Genomic DNA, 21,099 nt, shown 5'->3' with positions numbered 1-21,099 from the left:
GCGCCCGCCCGCCCCCGCCCCCCCCCCCCCCCGGGGGGCCCCCCCCAAACACCTATTAATTTGTCCCTCCGCGCCCCCCCGGCGGGGGGGGGGGGGGGGGCGGGGCCCCCCCCCCCCCCCTCTGCCGTTCCCGCGCACCCCCGTGACGCGGGCGGCGGGGTCACAGGCCGGCGAGGAACTTCCCGACAGCCGTGTGGAAGGCGTCCGGCTGCGTGAAGGGCACGAAGTGGTCCCCGTCCAGGGGGATGTACGAGGTGCCGGGGCGTCGGGAGACCATCGCCTCGGCCGTGGCCTGCGGGAGGGGCGCGCTGCCGGTGGCGTGGATCAGCACGGCGGGGCAGCGGCTGCCGAGCCAGGCGTCCCAGTGGTCGCCGCGCGCCCCGGCGATGGCGTCGAGCATGTCCTGCGGGTGGTAGGGCAGCCGCCAGCCACCGTCGGCCAGCGGGCGCAGGGCCTGGGCGACGAACTGCGAGCCGATCGGCCCGGCCGCCTCCAGGAGCTCCTCGCGGGTGGCCGCGGTGTAGCGCATGGTGTGCAGGAACTCGAACCCGGCGGGCGCCCGCCCGGCCTCGGGGGCTCCGGTGAGGGGGACCTCGATGGTGGAGTCGACGTTGACGAGGGCGCTGACCCGGCCGGGGTGCTCGGCCGCCAGGTGCACGGCTGTGATGCCGCCCAGCGAGTAGCCGAGGACGGCCACCGGGGCGTGCAGACCGAGGTGGTCGAGGAGCGCGAGGGCGTCGGCGACGAACCCCTCGGTGCGGTAGTGCGGGGCGCGGTCGGAGTCGCCGTGGCCGCGCTGGTCGGGGGCGATGACCCGCCACTCGTCGCCGAGGGCCTGGGCCAGGCCGATGAAGGCGCCGCCTTCGGAGAGCCCGCCGTGCAGGGCGAGCAGGGGGCGGCCGGGGCCTCCGGAGTCCAGGTAGGACAGGGTGCGGTCGTCGATCTTCAGCTCGTGGCGCATGGTGTCTCCCCGTTGTTTCCTCGGTCTTGCGACTTCCGGTGGCTTCAGCCTGCCAGGGGTTGGGCGCTTGCGCAATACGTTTGTCTTGGGCGGTTGTGCAAGAAGGGTGGGCGGCTACGATCCCGGCATGGGAAATCGGGAGGACCTGCTGGCCGGAGCGCGCCGCTGCCTGGAGGAGAAGGGGTACCTGCGCACGACCGTGCGCGACATCGCCACGGCCTCGAAGGTGAGCATGGCCGCGATCGGCTACCACTTCGGATCGCGCGAGGCCCTGCTCAACCAGGCGCTCTTCGCCGCGATGGAGGAGTGGGCCGCGGGCTCCGGCCGCCTCGCCGGCCAGGGCGACACGCCGGGGGAGCGCTACGCCGACACGTGGGACCGTAAGATCCGGGACTTCGGCGAGACGCGCTGGCTGTGGCTGGCCTCCGTAGAGGCCTTCGTGCACGCGCAGTCGGCGCCCGAGCTGCTCGCGATCCTCGCCGAAGGCCAGCGCCGGAACCGGCGCATGGTGGCCGCGGCGCTGCGCGGGGTCCCCGAGGGCGAGGTGTCCGAGGAGGACGTACGGGCCCTCGGCTCGATGCACATCGCGCTGCTGAGCGGGGTGATGGTGCAGACCCTCACCGACCCGGAGCAGGCTCCGAACGGCGGCGAGATCCTCCAAGGGCTGCGCACGATGGTCGAGTTGCTCGAAAGCTGACCGCTACCGACGGGTAGTAAAGGCAGGCTCCGCACGCCATAATCCGGTCCCACCACTGGGTCGGCAAAGGGGCGGGCATGGGCGTGGCATCGGGCACGGGTACGGACGCGGGCGTGGGCGCGGCCGTGGGCACGGAGACGGGCGCGGGCACGGGTGCGGGCGCCGCCGTGAGCACGGCCATGGATGCGGGCGCGGTCACGGCCGTCGGCACGGCCGCGAGAACGCGCATACGCATGCGCACGGGCACCGGTACGGGTGTGCTCACCGGCCTGGGACGCCGCGGCTTCCTGGCCGGGGCGCTCGCCGCGGGCGCCGCCGTGGCGCTCGGTACGGCGGCCTCACCCGCGTCGGCGGCCGCACGGGCACTGGGCACGCAGGACTGGATGGCCGGCCTGGCCGACTCCACCGCCCTCCAGCGGATGACCATCCCCGGCACCCACGACTCCGGCGCCCGCCAGGGCGGGCTCTACGTGGCCTGCCAGAACACCTCGATCGGCGAACAGCTCGACTCCGGGATCCGCTTCCTGGACGTGCGGTGCCGCGTCACCGGCGGCTCCTTCGCCATCCACCACGGGTCCTTCTACCAGAACCTCATGTTCGGGGACGTGCTCGTCGCCTGCGCGAACTTCCTCGCCGCGCACCCCTCCGAGACCGTCCTGATGCGGCTCAAGCAGGAGTACTCCACGGACAGCGACGCGACCTTCCGCGCCGTCTTCGACGACTACCTCGACGGCCGGGGCTGGCGCCCCCTCTTCCGCATCGCCGACGCCCTGCCGAACCTCGGGCAGGCCCGCGGCAAGGTGGTCCTCCTCGCCGACAACGGCGGACTGCCCGGCCTGCGCTACGGCGACGGCAACGTCTTCGACATCCAGGACGACTGGAACGCCGAGCCCTTCGCCAAGCGCGGCAAGATCGAGAGCCACTTCCGCAAGGCCGTCCAGCAGCCCGGCAAGCTGTTCGTGAACTACACCAGCACCTCCGCGTACATGCCGCCGCGCTGGAACTCCGACCGGCTCAATCCGCAGGTGCACGCCTTCGTCGACGGTGGGGAGATGTCCGGCCGGACCGGGCTGGGCATCGTCCCGATGGACTTCCCGAACACCCGCTCCGGCCTGGTCGCCTCACTGATCCGGCACAACTGACGGCCCGGCCGGCGGCGGGGTCGGCGCCCCCGGGAAGCGGAGCACCGCCTCCGTCCCCGCGCCGCCGTCGGCCGCCGCCCGCAGCTCGGCGCTGCCGCCCGCGCGCTGCACCGTACGGGCCACGATGGACAGGCCCAGGCCGCTGCCGGGCAGGGCGCGGGCCTGCGGGGAGCGCCAGAACCGCTCGAAGACGTGGGGGAGTTCCTCGGCGGGGATGCCCGGCCCGTGGTCCCGTACGGCCAGCTCGCCCGCCCGCAGCGTCACCGCGACCGCGCCGCCGGGCGGGCTGAACTTCACCGCGTTGTCGAGGACGTTGACCACCGCGCGCTCCAGGGCGGCCGCCTCACCCCGTACGTACCAGGGCTCCAGCTCGGCGGTGAAGTCCAGCTCGGGGCCGCGCAGCCGGGCCCGGGACAGCGCGCTCCCGGCGATCTCGTGCAGGGCCACCACCCCGAGGGGTCCCGGGGAGAAGGCGTCCGGGCGGGACAGCTCCTGGAGGTCCCCGATCAGCGCGGCGAGCTCCGTCATCTGCGCCTTGACCGAGGCCAGCAGCTCTCTGCGGTCCTCGGGCGGGATGGCCCGGCCCGTCTCCTCGCTGCGGGCGAGCAGCTCGATGTTGGTACGGAGGGAGGTGAGCGGGGTGCGCAGCTCGTGCCCGGCGTCGGCGATCAGCTGCGCCTGCCGCTCCTGGGAGGAGGCGAGGGCGGCCGTCATGGAGTTGAAGGACCGCGACAGGCGGGCGATCTCGTCGTCGCCCCGGTCGGGGATCCGTACGGTGAGGTCCTCGGTCCGGGCGATGTGTTCCACGGCGTCGGTCAGTTCGTCGACGGGCCGCAGCCCGGTACGGGCCACCCACAGACCGGCGGCGCCCGCGCCCACGATTCCGACGGCGGAGACGAGCAGCAGGACCCAGGCCAGGGTCGACAGGGGCTTGTCCACGTCGGCCAGCGGCCGGGCCACCGAGACCGCGAAGATCGGGGCGCCGGGCTGGGTCTGCGCCGCGAAGGTGTACACGCGCATCGCGACGCCGTTGTCGGTCATCGCGTCGTGGAGTGCCTTGGTCTTGCGGCCGGCCGCGACCTCCCGGTCCGTGTCCGTGACCGGGAGGTCGGTCTGGCCGCTCACCCAGCAGTGGCCGCCGTCTGCGGTCACGATCTGGACCGTCGCGTTCAGCTTCTCGGCGATGTCCTGCGGGACCTGTGCCTGAGGGCGGGCGGGACAGCCCTGGCGCAGCCGGTCGAGGACCTGTGCGGTCGGGTTGGTGGACATCAGGGACTGGTTCAGCTGGTTGTCCAGCTGGGCCCGCACCATCACCCAGGACACCCCGGACACGGCGGCCACGGCCAGTGCCACCGCCACGGTGACCAGGAGCGCCAGCCGCGAGCGCAGCGGCAGGGCGCGGAATCTGGCGGCCGGGCTCACTCGGGCCCGCTCTCGCCGGCGCGCAGGACGTAGCCCACCCCGCGCACGGTGTGGACCACGCGGGGCTCACCGCCCGCCTCGGTCTTGCGGCGCAGGTACATCACGTACACGTCCAGGGAGTTGGAGCTGGGCTCGAAGTCGAAGCCCCAGACGGTCTTGAGGATCTGCTCCCGGGTCAGGACCTGGCGCGGGTGCGCGAGGAACATCTCCAGCAGCGTGAACTCGGTCCGGGTCAGCTCCACCGGGCGCCCGGCCCGGGTGACCTCGCGGGTGGCGAGGTCCATGCGCAGGTCGCCGAAGGTCAGCGCGTCCTCGTGGCGGTCGGTGCCGGGCCGCGGGGCGGCGTAGGAGCTGCGGCGCAGCAGCGCGCGGACGCGGGCGAAGAGCTCGTCCAGCTCGAAGGGCTTGACGAGGTAGTCGTCGGCGCCCGCGTCGAGGCCGGTGACGCGGTCGCCGACGGTGTCGCGGGCGGTGAGCATCAGGACCGGGGTGACGCTGCCCGCGGAGCGCAGCCGCCGGGCCGCCGTCAGACCGTCCATCCGGGGCATCTGGATGTCCAGGACGATCAGGTCGGGGGCGTACGAGGCCGCCTTGTCGAGGGCGTCGAGCCCGTCGACCGCGGTCTGTACGGCGTACCCCTCGAAGGCGAGGCTGCGGCGCAGGGCCTCTCGGACGGCCGGCTCGTCGTCGACGACGAGGATGCGCGCTTCGCCTTCGGCGGGGTGCATGGACGGTGCCTCCATGGTGGTCGTGACGTTCCCTCCAGCGTCGCACGGCCGTCTGTCAGAACGAGGTGTCGAAGCCGTTGCCGCTGTTGTCGCCGCCGGTGCCGGAGGTGCCCCCTGCGCCGCCCGGGCCGCCCTTGCGGAGGGAGTCCAGGTCCGCCTTGATCGTGTTCACCGGGATGGCGAAGCCGAGGCCGACGCTGCCGGCGGTGGAGTTGCCCGAGGAAGGGGAGTAGATCGCGGAGGGCATGCCCACGACCTCGCCGTTCATGTTGAACAGGGCTCCGCCGGAGTTGCCCGGGTTGAGGGAGGCGTCCGTCTGGATGGCCTTGTAGGAGGCGGTGTCGTTGCCGGTCTTCCCGTTGAACTGCTGGCCGTTGAAGGAGAACGGCCAGCCGTCGCCGCCGCGCTGGGGGGACTGCTGGGTCTCCGGCTTGGACACGTTCACCTCGCGGTTCAGCGCGGAGACGATGCCGCTGGTGACCGTGCCGGTGAGGCGGTCGGGGGAGCCGATGGCGACGACCTGGTCGCCGACCTTGACGCCGTCGGAGTTGCCGAGCTTGGCGAGCCTGAGGCCGCTCGCACCCTGCAGCTTGATGAGGGCGAGGTCCTTGTCGGGGTCGGTGCCGACGACCTTGGCGGAGTACTTCTTGCCGTCGCTCATCGTCACCTGGATCTCGGAGGCGCCGGCGACGACGTGGTTGTTGGTGACGATCTCGCCGTCGGCGGTGACGACGATGCCGGAGCCGGTGCCCTGGCCGGAGCCGGTACGGGTGTCGATGCGGACGACCGAGGGGCTGTTCTGCTCGGCGACGCCGGAGACGGTGCCGTTGCTGGACTGCGAGACGTTGGTCCCGTTCACGCCGCCGGAGCCGGTGCCGTTCCGGGTGCCCAGCAGCTGCTGGACCGCGGCGGCCGTGCCACCGCCGACCACGGCGGCCGCGAGGGCGACGGCGGCCAGCAGCGCGACCGGCTTCTTGGCGCGGGGGGCGGCCGCGTGGGCCGGGCCGTGGCCCTGCGGTGCTTCGGGGACCGTCTCGCCCCGGATGACCGGAGGCTGGTGCGCCTCGTGCCATCCGGGCGCGGCGGGCGGGTGCACGGGCGGCGGCGGGTACGCCCCGGCCACTCCCGCGTCCTGCGCGAGCCGGTCACGACCCCGCTGCCAGTCCTCGCCGAACGGCGCGTGCTGGGTCCTGGGGGCACCTCCCAGCGGTAGCTGGGGGAGGTTCTCCTGGGGGTACTCGCCTTCGCGGCGGAAGCTCTCGGTCATGGCTACGACTCTCGCCGCCGATCATGAGAGCTTCCTGAGTCTGACCTGAGAAGCCCGACAGAACCGCGTATGCCCGATATAAGGACCTGGCGGACCATGTGCGCGGCTGCTAGCTTGAACGCGTTCAACTGAACAAGTTCAAATCCTGGGGGCGGGTATGGCAGGGGATGCTGTCGAGAAGGTGGCCGCGCGGCAGTGGGGCTGGGCCGTGGCGGCGGTGGTGACGATGGTGCCGGGGCTGTTCATCGGGCTCCCCAGCCTGCTGGCCGGCTACTTCGTCATGACGGCGATCCCCGTCGTCGTCCCGCTGACGCAGCTGCGCGCGCCGCGCTTGTTCGCCCGGTGCTGCCTGGTCATCGGCATCGTGCTGCTCGGCTGGTCGCTGGTCGCGGCCCTCCTCGGGATGATCTTGTTCCTCCCGGCGGCCGTGCTGCTGCTGATCGCCGCTTTCGCGGACGGCCGCAACCGGCCGGGCGCCCGGTTCGTGCTCGGCGGGGGCGGCGCCGCCGCGGCGCTGATGGTGCTGGTGGGCCTGGGGCTCTACATGCCCGGTGGTACGGGCACCAACGCCGGCCACCCGCCCCCGCATCCGGGCACGTACTACCGGGTCACGGTCGACTCCTCGGCCAGGTTCCGCGAGCCGCGCTTCCGGCGCGGCGTGGACGAGCTGAAGACGTACAGGGCCACGCTCACCCAGACCTTCACCTGGCAGGACCGCTCCTACCTCACGGTCGACTACCGCGCGGACGCCAACCACGTCTGGATCAGGAAGAAGATCGAGAAGCTGCCCGGCGTCACCGAGGTACGCCTCTGCGCCTCCCTGGCCTGCGAAGAGAAGGGACCGGGGACGCCTAGCGGCAGCCGCAGGAGCGGCGGATGACCAAGGCCGACGGGAACTGCTTCAGGCGCTCGCGCCGCGAGCCCGCCACGCGCAGGGCGTCGTCCAGGACCAGGTCCACGGCGGCTCGGGCCATCGCCGGGCGGTCCGAGGCGATCGTCGTCAGCGGCGGGTCCGTGAGGGCCGCCTCCTTGACGTCGTCGAAGCCCGCCACGGCCAGTTCCCCGGGCACGTCGATGCGCAGTTCGCGGGCGGCCCGGAGCACGCCGATGGCCTGGTCGTCCGTCGCGCAGAAGATCGCCGTCGGACGGTCCGGCCGGGCCAGGACCTCCAGGGCGACCTTGTACGCGTCGTAGCGGTTGTACGGGGCCTCGATGAGCCGGCCCTCGGTCGAGCGGCCGGACTCCTGCATGGCCCGGCGCCAGCCCTCGACGTGGTCGGCGACCGGGTCGCCGACGGACGGGGTGTTCTCGACGCCGCCGATGCAGGCGACGTACTCGTGTCCGTGTTCGAGCAGGTGGCGGGTGGCGAGCTGGGCGCCGCCGATGTCGTCCGTGACGACCGCGACGTCGTCGATCGCCTCGGGGCGCTCGTGGAGGAGGACCACCCGCGCGTCCCAGGCCTCGATCTCCGAGGCGGCCTGCTCGCTCATGCCCTGGCTGACCAGGATCAGGCCCGACACCCGCATGCCCAGGAAGGCCCGCAGGTAGTGGACCTCGCGCTCGGTGCGGTAGTCGGAGTTGCCGACCAGCACCATCTTTCCGCGCTCGGCGGCGGCCTGTTCGACCGCGTGCGCCATCTCCGCGAAGAACGGCTGACGGGCATCGGGGACGATCATGCCTATGAGGTCGGTGCGCCGCGAGGCCATCGCCTGGGCGACCCGGTCCGGGCGGTAGCCCAGGTCCTTGATCGCGGCGAGGACACGCTCGCGCGTGGCCGGGGCGACCGGCCGGGGTCCGTTGTTGATGACGTACGAGACGACGGCGGTCGAAGTACCCGCCAGTCGCGCTACGTCATCCCGCGTCACCTTGGCCACGCGCGAAGTCTACGCGGGGTGACCTACCTCTGGGCAGGGCGTCCTGCCGAGTGGACGATCACAGGCTCTTCGGCCGTCCGGGTGACGGCCTCCGCCGCCTTCGCGGCCGCCTGCGCCGCGGCTTCCGCCGCCGCCCGCTCGACCTTCTCCGGCGTCACGAAGCGGTAGCCGACGTTGCGGACCGTACCGATCAGCGACTCGTGCTCGGGGCCGAGCTTGGCGCGCAGGCGCCGTACGTGGACGTCCACGGTCCGGGTGCCGCCGAAGTAGTCGTAGCCCCAGACCTCCTGCAGCAGCTGGGCGCGGGTGAAGACGCGGCCCGGGTGCTGCGCGAGGTACTTGAGCAGCTCGAACTCCTTGAAGGTCAGGTCCAGGACCCGGCCCTTCAGCTTCGCCGAGTACGTCGCCTCGTCGACCGACAGGTCGCCGTTGCGGATCTCCATCGGGGAGTCGTCCGAGCCGAGCTGCTGGCGGCCGGTGGCCAGCCGCAGCCGCGCCTCGACCTCCGCCGGGCCGGCGGTGTCCAGCAGGACGTCGTCGATGCCCCAGTCGGCGGTGACGGCCGCGAGGCCGCCCTCGGTGACGACGAGGAGGAGCGGGCAGCCGGGCCCGGTGGACCGGAGCAGCTGGCACAGCGACCGCACCTGCGGCAGGTCGCGGCGCCCGTCCACGAGGATGACGTCGGCACCCGGGGTGTCCACGAGCGCCGGGCCCTCGGCCGGGGCCACCCGGACGTTGTGCAGCAGCAGGCCGAGGGCGGGCAGCACCTCGGTGGACGGCTGCAGGGCGTTGGTCAGCAGCAGGAGGGAGCTCATGCCCGACCACCCCGCCCGGTTCCGGTCGGCAGGTCGAACACGGTTCGCTGGTCCATCACGTCGGTTCCTCCTCGGTCCCGTCGAGGACATGCGTGGTTCTGCTTCGTACGTGTGGTGCGTGGTCTCCGCCCGGTCCCCGCGCCCTGAGGTCCGGATGGATACCACTGTTCTCGGTTCGTTCAACGTGCTGAAAGCACAAAAGGACCCGGGGGCAACGTTGCCCGGATCCTCTCGCAGCAGAATAGCCCACCGACCCTTCCCCGGCCGAGGCCTCTTCCGCTCCTCTTCTGTGGTTCCTGCCACGCCCAGCACCTGGGGGCACCTCCCAGCGGTAGCTGGGGGAGTATGCCCCGGTTTCATGCGATCGGCGGCCCGCCGGGCGGGACGGCCGGGCCGCCCGGGTGCACAGGGGGCGCGCGGAGGCACGCCTGAGCGGGCGGCGGGAGGGGTCATCATGGAGGCCGACGGTAGAGAGCCGACGATAGGAGCTGCAGTGGCAACCGGAACCATCCGCTACTGGGCGGCGGCCAAGGCCGCGGCCAAGACGGCGGAGGAGCCGTACTCGGCGCGGACACTGGCCGAGGCGCTCGACGCCGTGCGGGAACGCCACCCCGGGGAGCTGACCCGGGTCCTGCTGCGCTGCTCCTTCCTCGTGAACGACGAGCCCGTGGGCAAGCGCCCGCACGATGCCGTCCTGCTGACCGAGGGGGGCACCGTCGAGGTGCTCCCGCCGTTCGCGGGCGGGTGAGCCGATGAGCACTCCCGAGGAGCAGCAGCACCAGCAGCACCAGCAGCAGGAGCAGTACCAGGACCCGTACGGGACCCAGACCTGGCAGTCCGACACCTGGGACACCGGCTACCAGCCGGTGCAGCCGCCGCTGGGCGGGGTGCCGGGGCAGCCGGTCGCGCCCGAGGGGTGGTTCCGGGACGAGGCCCCGGCGGCCCCGGCGGCCCCCGCCCCGGGCCAGGACTGGTCGCACCCCGCTCCGGCGGCCGAGCAGACCGCGTACCTGCCGCCGTACCAGGAGCAGGCCCCGGCCCCGGAGGGCTGGTTCCGCGACGAGGTCCACGCTCCGGCCGCGGAGCAGACGGCCTACCTGCCGCCGTACGTGGAGCAGGCCCCGGCGCCGGCTCCGGCTGCTCCGGACGGGTGGTTCCGCGACGAGGTCCAGGCCCCGGCTCCGGCCCCGGCCCAGGACTGGTCGGCGGCCGAGCAGACCGCCTACCTCCCGCCGCAGACGGCCGCCGCCCCCGCGGAGGAGACCGCGTACCTGCCGCCCGTGCGGCCCCTGCCGGAGGCGGCCGCGCCCGCCGCCGAGGAGGAGCCCGCCTGGTCCCCGCCCACCCTCGCGGGCAACACCCTGCGCGCCGTCGACCCGGCCCAGGCCCGCGCCGAGGGCCGGTCGCCGATCATCGACCCCGGCCCGCAGTCGGCCATACTGACCGCCGCCCTCGGGATCCTGCTCGCCGTGGCGGCGGCGCTCGGGAAGCTCGCGCTCGTCGTGCCGCTGATCGCCCTCCAGGGGCTCACCGCGGCCGGCTGGTTCCGCCTCAACGGCATGTGGCCCGCCCGCCAGGGCATCGCCCTCGCCTTCGCCGGAGCCCTCGTCGCCGATGTGGCCGTGCTCGCGGTGGACGACTCGTACGGCCCCGGCGCGGTCATCGGCACCCTCGGCGCCTGGGTGCTGCTCACACTCGTGCTCCAGCTGCGCAGCCACGCCGACCCCGACGAGCGGATGTACGGGCTGATGGCCTCGGTGGCCTCCGCCGCACTCGCCATCGTCTGCGCCGGCTACCTGGCCGCCGACACCGGCGCCGTGACCGTCGGCGCGGCCGCCGTGGCCGTCGCCGTCTTCGCCCGCGCGCTGCCGCTGCCCACCGCTCCCTCGGTCGGCGTTTCGCTGGCCGCGGCCGCCGGTGCGGGCATCGCCGTCGGCGGGCTGGCCGGCGTCGGTGTGGGCGGGGCGCTGATCGGCCTCGTCGCCGGGGTCTGCGCGCTGATCGGGCTGCGCGTGGCGGCGTACGACTACCCGTCGAAGTTCGTCCACATGACGGCCGGTGTCGCGCTGCCGCTGGCCGCGGCCGCGCCCGCCGTCTACCTGATCGGCCGGGTGGTGGCCTGACGGCCCCTTGACGGCCGGTCATGGTCCACTTGATCGCACGTACCGACTAGTAGGGGGAGGGGCACGTGCGTTTTCTGCGTGTCGTTGTGATCATCGGAGTGGTGCTGGGCGCGATCTTCGTCGGAGTGGACCGCTGGGCGGTGAGCTACGCCGAGAACCGGCTGGCCGACCGGATCCAGGCCCGACAGGGGTTGGCCGGCAGCTCGGAGGTGGACATCCACGGGTTCCCCTTCCTGACGCAGGCGCTCAGCCGCGACCTCGACCAGGTCGACCTGAAGCTCCGGGGCGTCGAGGTGATGGCGGACGGCCGCAAGACGCGCCTCTCCGAGCTCGACGCGACCTTCCGTGGTGTGACGCTGAACGGGGACTACAGCCGCGGCACCGCCAAGACCGCGAAGGGGACCGCGCTCATCACGTACGGGGACCTCTCGGCGGCCTCGCAGACCGGCGCGAGCCTCTCCTACGGCGGGGCGCCGGGCAAGGTGAAGGTGACGGCGGGTGTGGACGTCCTCGGCAGGACGTTGACGCGCAGCGTGGTGTCCACCATCACCCTTGAGGACGCGAAGGACGGAAAGGGCGGCAAGATCGTCCGCGTGCGTGCCGAAGAGGTGCCGGGTGAGGGCATCCCCGGGCTGGAGAAGCTGGTCCGCAAGAAGACCGACTTCGACCGCGGCCTCGACAGCGGTCTGCCGGCCGGGCTCCACCTCTCGGCCCTGACCTCGGACGAGACCGGCGTACACCTCACGCTGGACGGCTCGAACGTGGTGATGGCCGGATCGTGAGACAGTGCGGTCCGATCCGCAGAAGGACGGGCCGTACGAGGGGCTCCGGGGGCGGCGCGGCGGCCGCCCGGGGAGCATCCGATCCCAATATTCGGACGATCCTGTCTCGGGATATGACACGCCGGTGACAGGGTGGCCGGTTCGTCCCTACGATCCATGGCTATGAAGCATCAGCAGGCGGACCTCACGAAGCGGCGGGCAGTAGACCTGTGTCGCGTCGCCGCCATGCTCTGTCGATCCATGTGACATGTGAGCGCATCCGCTCCATCAGCCAGCCGGACGACGGCTTTTCCCCGCGTGGCGTACCCGCCTCCTGATCCCTGACGCCTCCCCGCGCAAGGACCATCGAGCGCACCCGGACGCACGCACGCAGCACCCCGCAGTACCAGCAACCACCAGCTGGACCAGCACAGCCCCGCCGCACACTGCCCCGGAGGAGAACACCATGAGCCGCAGCGACGTCCTCGTAGACGCCGACTGGGTCGAGGCCCACCTGAACGACGCCAACGTCGTCATCGTCGAGGTCGACGAGGACACGTCCGCGTACGACAAGAACCACATCACCAACGCCGTCCGGATCGACTGGAAGACCGACCTCCAGGACCCGGTCCGCCGCGACTTCGTGGACCAGGAGGGCTTCGAGAAGCTCCTCTCCGCCAAGGGCATCTCGAACGACGACACCGTCGTCCTCTACGGCGGCAACAACAACTGGTTCGCGTCCTACGCCTACTGGTACTTCAAGCTCTACGGCCACCAGGACGTCCGCCTGCTCGACGGCGGCCGCAAGAAGTGGGAGCTCGACTCCCGCGACCTGGTCGACGGCAAGGACGTCCCGAACCGCCCGGCCACCCAGTACAAGGCCAAGGCCCAGGACACCTCCATCCGCGCCTTCCGCGACGACGTCGTGGCCGCGATCGGCAACCAGAACCTGGTCGACGTCCGCTCGCCCGACGAGTTCTCCGGCAAGCTGCTCGCCCCGGCGCACCTCCCGCAGGAGCAGTCGCAGCGCCCCGGCCACGTGCCGAGCGCCCGCAACATCCCGTGGTCGAAGAACGCCAACGACGACGGCACCTTCAAGTCCGACGACGAGCTGACCGCCCTCTACCAGGAGGAGCAGGTCGACCTGGCGAAGGACACCATCGCCTACTGCCGCATCGGTGAGCGCTCCGCGCTCACGTGGTTCGTGCTGCACGAGCTCCTGGGTCAGGAGAACGTCAAGAACTACGACGGCTCGTGGACCGAGTACGGCTCGCTCGTCGGCGTGCCGATCGAGCTCGGCGCCAACAAGTAATCAGCGGGCACGCGACGCCCTCGCAGTAGACGTACGACCTCTCTAGGACAGGACAGAGAACATGTGTGGAGCACAGATCGGCGGGCCCGACCTCTCGACGCTCAAGCCCGGTGAGACGGCCATCCAGGGCCAGATCACCCAGAACGGCGAGCCGGTGTCCGGCTACGTCCGCCTGCTGGACTCGACCGGCGAGTTCACCGCCGAGGTCCCGACCTCGGCGACCGGCCAGTTCCGCTTCTACGCGGCGACCGGCTCCTGGACGCTGCGGGCGCTCGTCCCGGGTGCCCAGAAGGACCGCGCCGTCGTGGTCGCCGAGGCCGGCGGCGTGACGGACGTGGCGATCGCGGTCTGACGACCGACGTGCTCGCGTACTGAGCACCGAAAGACCGGCCGGAGGGCCGCACCCCAGGGGTTTGGACGCCGCTTGGAACTGGGTGCGGCCCTTCGCGCCGTCCGGGGGCGGCTCCGGTCGGCGGGAACGTGTGTTCTTGCGTCGAATGCGTGACCTTCGGGGGCGGTGGTCGTTGGTGATCGCGAGGGGTTCTTCGACGCGCGAGGGGGTGTGGAGTGGGCGGATTGCGCGAGCTGTCGGCGCCGTTCGTCGCGCTCGGCCCCGCCGGTGTCACAGTGCGGGCCCGGCTGAAGGACCTCACGCCGCAGGACGAGGCGGTACTGCGCCGGACGGGTGCGCACCTCGGTGTCCTGGCATCGCGTGATCTCAGGGCGCGGTGTGCCGACGGGCTGGATCATTCCACGGCCACTTGGGCGGCCCGCAAGCGGGAGCTGACGCCGGCCGCGTCGTCGCGGTGGGCGGGGGCGGTCACCAAGGCGACGCACGACCAGTGGGGCCTGGCCCGGCGTGGTCAGGCCGCGCACATCCGGGACCTTGAAGCCGGCATCCGGACGATCAGGCATCGCCTGTCGCTCCCGCTTGGGGAGAAGGGCTCCAAAGGGGCTCCGGGTGGTTACCGCAGCAAGCGGGAATGGTTCGCCAAGACCAGACGCCTGAACGTGCTGGAAGACCGGCTGGGCCGTGCGCGGGAGGACCACGACAGTGGGCGGGTCCGCGTCGTTCGAGGCGGCAAGCACCTGTTGGGCACCAGGAACCACCTCGATGCCGCCCGGCTCACCGAGACCGAGTGGCGGGATCGTTGGGAGGCGTCGCGCTGGTTCCTGCAGGCAGACGGGGAGTCCGGTAAGAGGTTCGGGAACGAGACGATCCGTGTCACGCCGGACGGTGAGGTGAGCATCAAGCTGCCCACCCCGCTCGCAGGGCTGGCCAACGCGAAGCGCGGCCGGTACGTTCTCACCTCCCGTATCGCGTTCGCGCACCGTGGCACGGAGTGGGCCGACCGAGTGGGAGCCGACCGGGCCGTGGCCTACCGGGTCCACTACGACACGGAGCGGCACCGCTGGTACCTGAGCGCGTCGTGGCACTACCCACCTACCCGGACCGTCCCGCTCGACGCCGCTCTCGCGCACGGTGTGATCGGCGTCGACATGAACGCCGACCATCTCGCAGCCTGGCGCCTTGACCAGCACGGCAATCCGATCGGCGCTCCCCGCCGGTTCCGGTTCGACCTCACTGGCACGGCAGGTCACCGTGACGCCCAGGTCCGGCACGCCTTGACCCGGCTGCTGCACTGGACCAGCAGCTGCGAGGTCACCGCGATCGCGATCGAGGACTTGGACTTCAGCGCGGAGAAGACCTGCGAGAAGCATGGGCGCAGGAAGCGTTTCAGGCAGTTGATCTCCGTCATGCCTACCGGGAACCTGCGGGCGCGCCTGACCTCCATGGCAGGCCAGGCCAGCATCGCGATCATCGCAGTCGACCCGGCCTATACCTCCAAGTGGGGCGCCCAGCACTGGCAGAAGCCCCTTACGAGCAAGAACCGCACTACCACCCGTCACGATGCCGCAAGCATCGCGATTGGCAGGCGCGCCCAAGGACACCCCATCAGGCGACGGACGGCACCGCCCTACGACGACCGGAGCGATCGTCGTAGGCATCGGACCGCCCAGGCTGGACTGGAAGCCCTTGGGTGTGAGGAATCCCGCCACCGCATCCCCGGACCGCGGACACGATCCGCCGGGACCGGACGCGGAGTGAACGCGGGGGACCAGAACGCCCAAGACCGTTCGGGGCGTTCGGCTGAGCACGGGTTCTGGAGACAGGACTCACTCCCGCTCGGTCTTTGAGGAACGGTTGGACGCCACTGGACGCGGCTGGTTCTACGCTTGAGGCATGTACGCGCGGCGCCGACGCGCTTATTTCTGGCTCATGGGCGGATGCCTGTTCCTCTTCGTCTCCGCCTGGTCCTTCGTGCGGCTGCTCTCGGTGGAGGCGGCCGTGGCCCTGTGCGTGGTCGCCATGGTCATCCCGCCGGTCGCCGCGATGGTCGCGAACCGCCGGGGCCCCGACGACCGCTGGTGGGACGACCCCTCGGGGGACCCGAAGTCGGACGAGTGGTGGGACGAACTGGACGGAAAGCGGCGCCCCGACGAGTGAGATAAGAATGTAATAAGCATCGATACAACTGCTTCCCCCCGGAACGGGTCATGGGTACGCACGGGCAACGAGCCCGCGCCTCCAGTCCTGTGGGGGACTTCCTTTGGAACACGAACAGACCATCCCCGAGCAGCGGAAAGAGGGGGAGACCGCGCCGGATGCGGATACTCCGGACCTGGCCCCCGCCGCTGACGCGGCCCCGCGCCGCCGCGGCCGCCGCACGACACTCCTGATCGCGGGCGCGGCGGTCCTCGGCATCCTCGCCGGCACGGTCACCGGCTACGCGATCCAGTACCACCGCGAGCCGACGGCGCTGCCGCCGCTGGCCCAGAAGGTCGTGACACCGAAGGCGCTCGCGCCGGACGACGCCACGACGAACAAGACGATCAACGCCAACCGCTGGCACAAGACCGACGACGACCTCAGCAAGCTCCTGATCGAGGCGCCGAAGGGGGCTGAGGTGCTGGAGGGCGCCGGTTACGAGTCCCTCGACTGGTTCGCCACGAACTTCAAGGACCCGGCCGCGGGCCTGCGCAACATCGTGAACGACGACCTCCGCCGCGCCGTGTCGACGAGGTGGACGGGGGGCGAGAACGTCCTCGTCGAGGTGCGGCTGCTCCAGTTCCGCGAGCGCAACGACGCGGAGGACTTCCAGCAGGGCCAGGCCCGCTACCGGGAGAAGGAAGCGGGCAACTCCGGTGCGGCCGTCCCGGGTGTCGCCGACGAGGTCGGGCACGTGTGGGTGGCGTCGAAGACCGAAGAGAAGCCGGGGTACTACCCGGTCCGGATCGCGACGGCGGAAGTGCGCCGCGGGGACATCGTCGTGGAGATCTTCTACTACGAAAAGCGTGGCAGGAACATCGCCGAGGGCGATCTCATCGACCTGGCCAAGCGACAGCTGGAGCGACTGTGACCGAGCCGCTGAACGAGACGAACCCGGCTCCCGAGGTTCCGCAGCCCGCCCCGGCGGCCGCTGTCGCGACGGCCGAGCCCACGCGGCGACCGGTCCACCGCAAGAAGGTCGCCCTCGCCGCCGCAGGACTGGCCGCGGCCCTCCTCGTGGGTGGTGGCGCATGGGGTGCCTCCGCGATCGCCGACGCCGACCGCACCGCGCCCACCCGCTACTGGACGGCCGAGGGCGAGGACCCTGTGAGCCCCCGGACACCGGCCGCCGTGCCGCCGAACGAGCTGTCGGGCAAGCTGCTGCCGGTGCCGAGCACCTTCCGGCTGGGCCCGGACCTCGACGGCGACGGCAACAACTTCTTCGTCTCCGGCGAAGCTGCCGTTGAGAGCCTCAAGGAGGCCCGCAACGGCCTGTCCAGCACCGAGCGCAAGAAGCGCGACGAGGCGTTCGCGGAGCTGAAGCTCAAGGGGCTGGCCGGGCGCAGCTACACCAAGAGCGGCGGCGAGATGGTGCTGGAGGTACGCCTGATGCAGGCCGACCCGAAGGCCCTCGGCCAGTTCTCCGAGATCAGCAAGAAGCTCCTCGACCTCCTCGGTGACGCTCGCGACGCGCCGAAGGTGGACGGTTACCCGGACGCCAAGTGCTCGCTCCTCGCCATCGGAGAGGAGAAGAAGGAGAAGATCGACTCGATCGAATGCGTGGCGATCCAGGGTGACGTGCTGGTCAGCTTCCGCGCCTACGGGCCCAAGCCCTTCTCCGCCTCCGACGCCGCGGCCTTCTTGAAGAACCAGCTGAGCCACCTGAAGACCCCCGGGGAGAGCGTGTGACCGAGCAGAACGCGACCGAAGCCGGCCCGGAACCGGTCGACACCGTGAAGGCCCCGGGGCCGCAGGACGCGGTGCCCGCCGAAGCCCCGCAGGGCACGGCGCCCAAGGACCGCCGCAAGCTGTTCGCCCTCCTCCGCTGGACCGCCGCCGTCACCGTCTTCGCCGTCGCCGGCGCGGGCGTCGCGTACGGGATCACGCGCCCCGAGCGCACCGACATCCCGGGACTCGCCACGAAGGACGACGGCCGCTGGGTCTTCCCAGCGCCGGCCAAGCCCACGCTGCCGCCCGGCGCCGCCCTGCCCTTCGCCGAGGACAACAAGGACGGCATCCACTACGCGGCCGCCTTTGAGCTCCTGATTCCCGCCCCGAAGGGGTCCACGCCGGACCCCGCGATGAAGCTGGAGAAGGACTCCGCGGTGTCCCCGGACACCTTCCTGGAGGAGTACGAGTCGGCCGAGCGGGAGAAGATGAAGCAGGGTTTCACCGACGACGGCCTGCGCCAGATCGTCGGCCGCGGCTGGCTGATGCCGGACGGCACCCGTACCCGTGTCTACCTGCTGCGCTTCCACTCCTCCGGCTTCGAGAACGCCTTCCAGGGCTGCGGCATCAACATGAAGGTGAACGGCGTCAACCGCATGGAGCCCGACACCACCTGGAGCAAGGCCAAGACCAGCCAGCGCGCACTGGACGTCTCGGGCATGTCATTCCTCACGGAGGCCCGCCCGTACGGTGACGATCAGGTGAAGGTCGGCTGCGTCGAGGCCGGAGACCTCGTGGCCGTCATCTTCCAGACCCGCAAGGGCGAGGTCGCGGCCGTGCCGCTCCACCAGACGGGGATGCTGCAGCGCGAGCTGCTGCACTGACCGGCGGCCGGTACGGCCTACCTCACACAGTGCGCCGGTCCCCGGGCCAGTAGGCTTGGGGACCGGCCCGTATCGCCCCCTGAACGAATTCCGAGGAGCACCCCGTGCTTGAGGCAGTCTTCACCTCCCTGCTGGTCCTGGTCTGCGTCGGCGTCCTCGCCTTCACCGGCCTGGCCGTCAAGAAGCTGTACCAGGGTCAGCGCTGAGCGTCCGCCCAGCCGACCGCCCCGGAACCCCTCCCACAGATCGCCTGAGCAGCCATTCATGATCCAGATCCCGTCCGACCTGAACCCGGGCCTCGTCCCCCTCGCCTTCCTCCTCGGCAACTGGGAGGGCGCGGGCGTCTTCGACTTCCCGGGTGAGGAGAAGTGCAACTTCGGCCAGGAGGTCGTCTTCAGCCACGACGGCCGGGACTTCCTGGAGTACAACTCCCGCACCTGGGTCCTCGACGCCGAGGGCAACAAGGTGCGGCCGCTCGAATCCGAGTCGGGCTACTGGCGCATCGACAATGACCGCAAGGTCGAGATCGTCATGGTCCGCGACCAGGGCGTCGTCGAGGTCTGGTACGGGGAGCTCGCCGACCAGAAGCCCCAGATCGACCTGGTCACCGACGCGGTCGCCCGCACCGCGGCCTCCGGCCCGTACAGCGGCGGCAAGCGGCTCTACGGCTACGTCAAGAGCGACCTGATGTGGGTCGGCGAGAAGGCCACCCCGGACGTCGAGCTGCGCCCGTACATGTCGGCCCAGCTGAAGAAGGTCGTCACCCCGGAGGAGGTCGCCGAGATGGCGCGCAACCTTCCGGACATGCCGGACGACGGCATCGCGTTCTTCCGCTGATCGTCGCTTGATCACTGGTTGAGAAGGGGACCGCGGCACGGGCCGCGGTCCCCTTCGCGCGCTTACACTGGCCGGGTGGTCAGCACAGAGGGCACCGACTGGAAGAGCGACCTGCGGCAGCGCGGATACCGGCTGACACCGCAGCGCCAGCTCGTGCTGGAGGCGGTCGACACCCTGGAGCACGCCACCCCGGACGAGATCCTCGCCCAGGTGCGCAAAACCGCGTCCGGGGTCAACATCTCCACCGTCTACCGGACGCTCGAGCTCCTGGAGGAGCTCAAGCTGGTCTCGCACGCCCACCTCGGGCACGGGGCCCCCACCTATCACCTCGCCGACCGGCACCACCACATCCACCTGGTCTGCCGCGAATGCGAGGACGTGATCGAGGCGGACGTGGACGTCGCCGCCGAGTTCACCGCGAAGCTCCGTACCACCTTCGGCTTCGAGACCGACATGAAGCACTTCGCGATCTTCGGCCTGTGCAGAAAGTGTGCGGCCGAACACCGTGACGGACACGCGTAGCCGAGTCGTACGCTTGGTCCCATGACCAGCAGCCCTTTGCTCCATCTCCCCGGCGCCGTGCAGGCCGAAGGCCGTGACGAGGGCGTCGCCGCCCACTACGGAGAGCTGTACGGCGAACAGCGCGCCCTCGCGGACGGCCGCGGCTTCGTCGACCTCTCGCACCGCGGAGTCGTCACCGTCACCGGACCGGAGCGGCTGAGCTGGCTGCACCTGCTGCTCACCCAGCACCTCACCGAGCTGCCCGCCGGGCAGGCCACCGAGGCGCTGGTCCTCTCCGCGAACGGCCACATCGAGCACGCGCTCTACCTCGTCGACGACGGCGAGACCACGTGGGCGCACGTGGAGCCGGGCACCCAGGGGGAGTTGATCGCCTACCTGGAGTCCATGAAGTTCTTCTACCAGGTCGAAGTCGCCGACCGCACCGCGGAGTTCGCGGTCGTGCACCTGCCGGCCGGATCCATCGCCGAGGTCGCCAAGGAGCTCGTCGTACGGGAGACCGCCTACGGCCGCGACGTCTTCCTGCCCCGCGACGGGCTGGAGGCCTTCGCCGCCGCGCACGGCCCGGCCGCCGGCCTGCTCGCCTACGAGGCCCTGCGCGTCGAGGCGCACCGGCCGCGGCTCGGCCTGGAGACCGACCACCGCACCATCCCGCACGAGCTGGGCTGGATCGGCACCGCCGTCCACCTCCAGAAGGGCTGCTACCGAGGCCAGGAGACGGTGGCCCGCGTCCACAACCTGGGGAAGCCCCCGCGCCGGCTGGTCTTCCTGCACCTGGACGGCTCCGAGGTGGTGCTCCCGGCGCACGGCGCCCCGGTCCGGCTCGCCGCCGACGGGGAGGAGGGCCGCCAGCTGGGCTTCGTCACCACCGCCGTACGCCACCACGAGCTCGGCCCGATCGCCCTCGCGCTGGTCAAGCGGAACGTGCCGGTGGACGCGCCGCTGCTGGTCGGCAAGACGGCCGCCGCGCAGGAGGTCGTGGTGGCGCCGTGACGCCCGCGCGCTAGACGTCGATGACGATGGTGAACGGGCCGTGGTTGGTCAGCGAGACCCGCATGTCCGCGCCGAACCGGCCCGTCGCCACCGTCGCGCCCAGCGCGCGCAGCTGCGCCACGACCTCGTCGACCAGCGGCTCGGCGACCGGTCCGGGCGCGGCCGCGTTCCAGGTGGGCCGACGGCCCTTGCGGGCGTCTCCGTAGAGCGTGAACTGGGAGATCACCAGCAGCGGGGCGTTCACGTCGCTGCAGGACTTCTCCGCCTCCAGGATCCGTACCGACCACAGCTTGCGCGCCAGCACCGCCGCCTTCTCCGGCGTGTCGTCATGGGTCACCCCCACCAGCACGCACAGCCCCTCGCCGACGATCTCGCCCACGGTCTCGCCGCCCACGACGACGCTCGCGCCGTCCACCCTCTGCACCACTGCTCGCATACCACCTGTGTACCAGGCGTGCACCCGTCCGGGGCCGATCGGGTGGAGTGGGACTGCATCGGGACCACGGAGAGTGGCACCATGCACGCAGGCGGTGCGGGTGCGCCGC

At 71.5% G+C, this 21,099-nt stretch carries 24 protein-coding genes; 17 read left to right on the top strand and 7 right to left on the bottom strand.

Annotated features, from left to right (window positions below):
- Positions 1-160: 160 nt before the first annotated feature.
- Positions 161-961 carry an alpha/beta fold hydrolase gene (locus ACGFYU_RS34010; protein ID WP_393831155.1) on the bottom strand — a complete coding sequence of 267 codons (801 nt, stop codon included), beginning with the start codon at positions 959-961 and terminating at the stop codon, positions 161-163.
- 127 nt (positions 962-1,088) lie between these two features.
- On the opposite strand from ACGFYU_RS34010, the gene ACGFYU_RS34005 reads away from it, so the two are divergent.
- The gene (locus ACGFYU_RS34005) at positions 1,089-1,658 is read left to right on the top strand and encodes a TetR/AcrR family transcriptional regulator (RefSeq protein WP_393831154.1); all 570 of its coding nucleotides are present in this window, start codon (positions 1,089-1,091) and stop codon (positions 1,656-1,658) included.
- Between the two features lie 233 nt (positions 1,659-1,891).
- On the top strand, positions 1,892-2,800 hold the full coding sequence (locus ACGFYU_RS34000) for a phosphatidylinositol-specific phospholipase C (protein ID WP_393831158.1): 909 nt from the start codon (positions 1,892-1,894) through the stop codon (positions 2,798-2,800).
- On the opposite strand, the gene ACGFYU_RS33995 is transcribed toward ACGFYU_RS34000, so the two are convergent.
- Genes ACGFYU_RS33995 through ACGFYU_RS33985 form a run of 3 tightly spaced genes read right to left on the bottom strand, consistent with a single transcriptional unit; the run spans position 2,780 to position 6,217 of the window.
- Complete coding sequence (locus tag ACGFYU_RS33995; protein WP_393831153.1) at positions 2,780-4,222, bottom strand: sensor histidine kinase; 1,443 nt, start codon at positions 4,220-4,222, stop codon at positions 2,780-2,782. The genes ACGFYU_RS34000 and ACGFYU_RS33995 overlap by 21 nt on opposite strands.
- The gene (locus ACGFYU_RS33990; protein WP_393831152.1) at positions 4,219-4,950 is read right to left on the bottom strand and encodes a response regulator transcription factor; all 732 of its coding nucleotides are present in this window, start codon (positions 4,948-4,950) and stop codon (positions 4,219-4,221) included. The genes ACGFYU_RS33995 and ACGFYU_RS33990 overlap by 4 nt, the downstream gene beginning before the upstream one ends.
- A gap of 55 nt (positions 4,951-5,005) precedes the next feature.
- Positions 5,006-6,217, bottom strand: coding sequence for a S1C family serine protease (locus tag ACGFYU_RS33985; RefSeq protein ID WP_393831151.1), 1,212 nt, complete (start codon positions 6,215-6,217; stop codon positions 5,006-5,008).
- 157 nt (positions 6,218-6,374) lie between these two features.
- Here ACGFYU_RS33985 and ACGFYU_RS33980 point away from each other — a divergent pair, with 157 nt between their 5' ends.
- On the top strand, positions 6,375-7,097 hold the full coding sequence (locus ACGFYU_RS33980) for a hypothetical protein (RefSeq protein WP_393831150.1): 723 nt from the start codon (positions 6,375-6,377) through the stop codon (positions 7,095-7,097).
- Here ACGFYU_RS33980 and ACGFYU_RS33975 read toward each other — a convergent pair.
- On the bottom strand, positions 7,069-8,091 hold the full coding sequence (locus tag ACGFYU_RS33975) for a LacI family DNA-binding transcriptional regulator (protein ID WP_393831149.1): 1,023 nt from the start codon (positions 8,089-8,091) through the stop codon (positions 7,069-7,071). The two genes, ACGFYU_RS33980 and ACGFYU_RS33975, sit on opposite strands and share 29 nt — an antisense overlap.
- 23 nt (positions 8,092-8,114) lie before the next feature.
- Complete coding sequence (locus ACGFYU_RS33970; RefSeq protein ID WP_382642937.1) at positions 8,115-8,906, bottom strand: response regulator transcription factor; 792 nt, start codon at positions 8,904-8,906, stop codon at positions 8,115-8,117.
- Positions 8,907-9,399: 493 nt separating this feature from the next.
- Between ACGFYU_RS33970 and ACGFYU_RS33965 the strand changes: the two genes are divergently transcribed.
- From ACGFYU_RS33965 to ACGFYU_RS33900, 14 genes are all read left to right on the top strand, one after another.
- A complete protein-coding gene (locus ACGFYU_RS33965) occupies positions 9,400-9,654 on the top strand; it encodes a MoaD/ThiS family protein (RefSeq protein ID WP_030718384.1) in 255 nt (84 codons plus the stop codon).
- Positions 9,655-9,658: 4 nt separating this feature from the next.
- Positions 9,659-11,029, top strand: a complete 1,371-nt coding sequence (locus tag ACGFYU_RS33960) for a hypothetical protein (RefSeq protein ID WP_393831148.1) — start codon at positions 9,659-9,661, stop codon at positions 11,027-11,029.
- A 65-nt stretch (positions 11,030-11,094) separates the two neighbouring features.
- Complete coding sequence (locus ACGFYU_RS33955; protein ID WP_393831147.1) at positions 11,095-11,811, top strand: DUF2993 domain-containing protein; 717 nt, start codon at positions 11,095-11,097, stop codon at positions 11,809-11,811.
- 156 nt (positions 11,812-11,967) lie between these two features.
- The gene (locus ACGFYU_RS33950; protein WP_350875872.1) at positions 11,968-12,057 is read left to right on the top strand and encodes an Ms5788A family Cys-rich leader peptide; all 90 of its coding nucleotides are present in this window, start codon (positions 11,968-11,970) and stop codon (positions 12,055-12,057) included.
- Positions 12,058-12,256: 199 nt separating this feature from the next.
- Complete coding sequence (locus ACGFYU_RS33945; RefSeq protein WP_393831146.1) at positions 12,257-13,102, top strand: sulfurtransferase; 846 nt, start codon at positions 12,257-12,259, stop codon at positions 13,100-13,102.
- A 61-nt stretch (positions 13,103-13,163) separates the two neighbouring features.
- A complete protein-coding gene (locus tag ACGFYU_RS33940; RefSeq protein WP_393831145.1) occupies positions 13,164-13,454 on the top strand; it encodes a DUF1416 domain-containing protein in 291 nt (96 codons plus the stop codon).
- A 215-nt stretch (positions 13,455-13,669) separates the two neighbouring features.
- Positions 13,670-15,301 carry an IS200/IS605 family accessory protein TnpB-related protein gene (locus ACGFYU_RS33935; protein WP_393831144.1) on the top strand — a complete coding sequence of 544 codons (1,632 nt, stop codon included), beginning with the start codon at positions 13,670-13,672 and terminating at the stop codon, positions 15,299-15,301.
- A gap of 46 nt (positions 15,302-15,347) precedes the next feature.
- Entirely contained in the window at positions 15,348-15,611 is a 264-nt protein-coding gene (locus ACGFYU_RS33930) for a DUF3099 domain-containing protein (protein WP_393831143.1), read from the top strand.
- Between the two features lie 103 nt (positions 15,612-15,714).
- Positions 15,715-16,524 carry a hypothetical protein gene (locus tag ACGFYU_RS33925; RefSeq protein WP_393831142.1) on the top strand — a complete coding sequence of 270 codons (810 nt, stop codon included), beginning with the start codon at positions 15,715-15,717 and terminating at the stop codon, positions 16,522-16,524.
- The gene (locus ACGFYU_RS33920; RefSeq protein WP_393831141.1) at positions 16,521-17,342 is read left to right on the top strand and encodes a hypothetical protein; all 822 of its coding nucleotides are present in this window, start codon (positions 16,521-16,523) and stop codon (positions 17,340-17,342) included. The genes ACGFYU_RS33925 and ACGFYU_RS33920 overlap by 4 nt, the downstream gene beginning before the upstream one ends.
- Positions 17,339-18,205: a hypothetical protein gene (locus ACGFYU_RS33915; RefSeq protein WP_393831140.1), complete on the top strand. Its 867-nt coding sequence runs from the start codon at positions 17,339-17,341 to the stop codon at positions 18,203-18,205. The genes ACGFYU_RS33920 and ACGFYU_RS33915 overlap by 4 nt, the downstream gene beginning before the upstream one ends.
- Before the next feature lie 264 nt (positions 18,206-18,469).
- Positions 18,470-19,042 carry an FABP family protein gene (locus ACGFYU_RS33910; protein WP_393831139.1) on the top strand — a complete coding sequence of 191 codons (573 nt, stop codon included), beginning with the start codon at positions 18,470-18,472 and terminating at the stop codon, positions 19,040-19,042.
- Positions 19,043-19,117: 75 nt separating this feature from the next.
- Positions 19,118-19,564: a Fur family transcriptional regulator gene (locus tag ACGFYU_RS33905; protein ID WP_393831138.1), complete on the top strand. Its 447-nt coding sequence runs from the start codon at positions 19,118-19,120 to the stop codon at positions 19,562-19,564.
- Positions 19,565-19,585: 21 nt separating this feature from the next.
- On the top strand, positions 19,586-20,554 hold the full coding sequence (locus ACGFYU_RS33900; RefSeq protein ID WP_393831137.1) for a YgfZ/GcvT domain-containing protein: 969 nt from the start codon (positions 19,586-19,588) through the stop codon (positions 20,552-20,554).
- Positions 20,555-20,564: 10 nt separating this feature from the next.
- On the opposite strand, the gene dtd is transcribed toward ACGFYU_RS33900, so the two are convergent.
- Positions 20,565-20,990 (bottom strand): D-aminoacyl-tRNA deacylase, encoded by a 426-nt coding sequence (dtd, locus tag ACGFYU_RS33895; protein ID WP_351296765.1) that lies wholly within the window; start codon positions 20,988-20,990, stop codon positions 20,565-20,567.
- Positions 20,991-21,099 lie beyond the last annotated feature (109 nt).

This window comes from Streptomyces sp. NPDC048337 (assembly GCF_043201175.1).
Taxonomy (GTDB): domain Bacteria; phylum Actinomycetota; class Actinomycetes; order Streptomycetales; family Streptomycetaceae; genus Streptomyces.
This window is presented reverse-complemented; position numbering and strand designations above follow the sequence as displayed.

Excerpts from the sequence above, each read along its gene's own strand:
- ACGFYU_RS34005 (WP_393831154.1), top strand. The coding sequence starts at position 1,089 with ATGGGAAATCGGGAGGACCTGCTGGCCGGAGCGCGCCGCTGCCTGGAG.
- ACGFYU_RS33970 (WP_382642937.1), bottom strand. The coding sequence starts at position 8,906 with ATGAGCTCCCTCCTGCTGCTGACCAACGCCCTGCAGCCGTCCACCGAG.
- ACGFYU_RS33980 (WP_393831150.1), top strand. The coding sequence starts at position 6,375 with ATGGCAGGGGATGCTGTCGAGAAGGTGGCCGCGCGGCAGTGGGGCTGG.
- ACGFYU_RS33945 (WP_393831146.1), top strand. The coding sequence starts at position 12,257 with ATGAGCCGCAGCGACGTCCTCGTAGACGCCGACTGGGTCGAGGCCCAC.
- ACGFYU_RS33930 (WP_393831143.1), top strand. The coding sequence starts at position 15,348 with ATGTACGCGCGGCGCCGACGCGCTTATTTCTGGCTCATGGGCGGATGC.
- ACGFYU_RS33940 (WP_393831145.1), top strand. The coding sequence starts at position 13,164 with ATGTGTGGAGCACAGATCGGCGGGCCCGACCTCTCGACGCTCAAGCCC.
- ACGFYU_RS34010 (WP_393831155.1), bottom strand. The coding sequence starts at position 961 with ATGCGCCACGAGCTGAAGATCGACGACCGCACCCTGTCCTACCTGGAC.
- ACGFYU_RS33960 (WP_393831148.1), top strand. The coding sequence starts at position 9,659 with ATGAGCACTCCCGAGGAGCAGCAGCACCAGCAGCACCAGCAGCAGGAG.
- ACGFYU_RS33900 (WP_393831137.1), top strand. The coding sequence starts at position 19,586 with ATGACCAGCAGCCCTTTGCTCCATCTCCCCGGCGCCGTGCAGGCCGAA.
- dtd (WP_351296765.1), bottom strand. The coding sequence starts at position 20,990 with ATGCGAGCAGTGGTGCAGAGGGTGGACGGCGCGAGCGTCGTCGTGGGC.
- ACGFYU_RS34000 (WP_393831158.1), top strand. The coding sequence starts at position 1,892 with ATGCGCACGGGCACCGGTACGGGTGTGCTCACCGGCCTGGGACGCCGC.
- ACGFYU_RS33990 (WP_393831152.1), bottom strand. The coding sequence starts at position 4,950 with ATGCACCCCGCCGAAGGCGAAGCGCGCATCCTCGTCGTCGACGACGAG.
- ACGFYU_RS33950 (WP_350875872.1), top strand. The coding sequence starts at position 11,968 with ATGGCTATGAAGCATCAGCAGGCGGACCTCACGAAGCGGCGGGCAGTA.
- ACGFYU_RS33985 (WP_393831151.1), bottom strand. The coding sequence starts at position 6,217 with ATGACCGAGAGCTTCCGCCGCGAAGGCGAGTACCCCCAGGAGAACCTC.
- ACGFYU_RS33910 (WP_393831139.1), top strand. The coding sequence starts at position 18,470 with ATGATCCAGATCCCGTCCGACCTGAACCCGGGCCTCGTCCCCCTCGCC.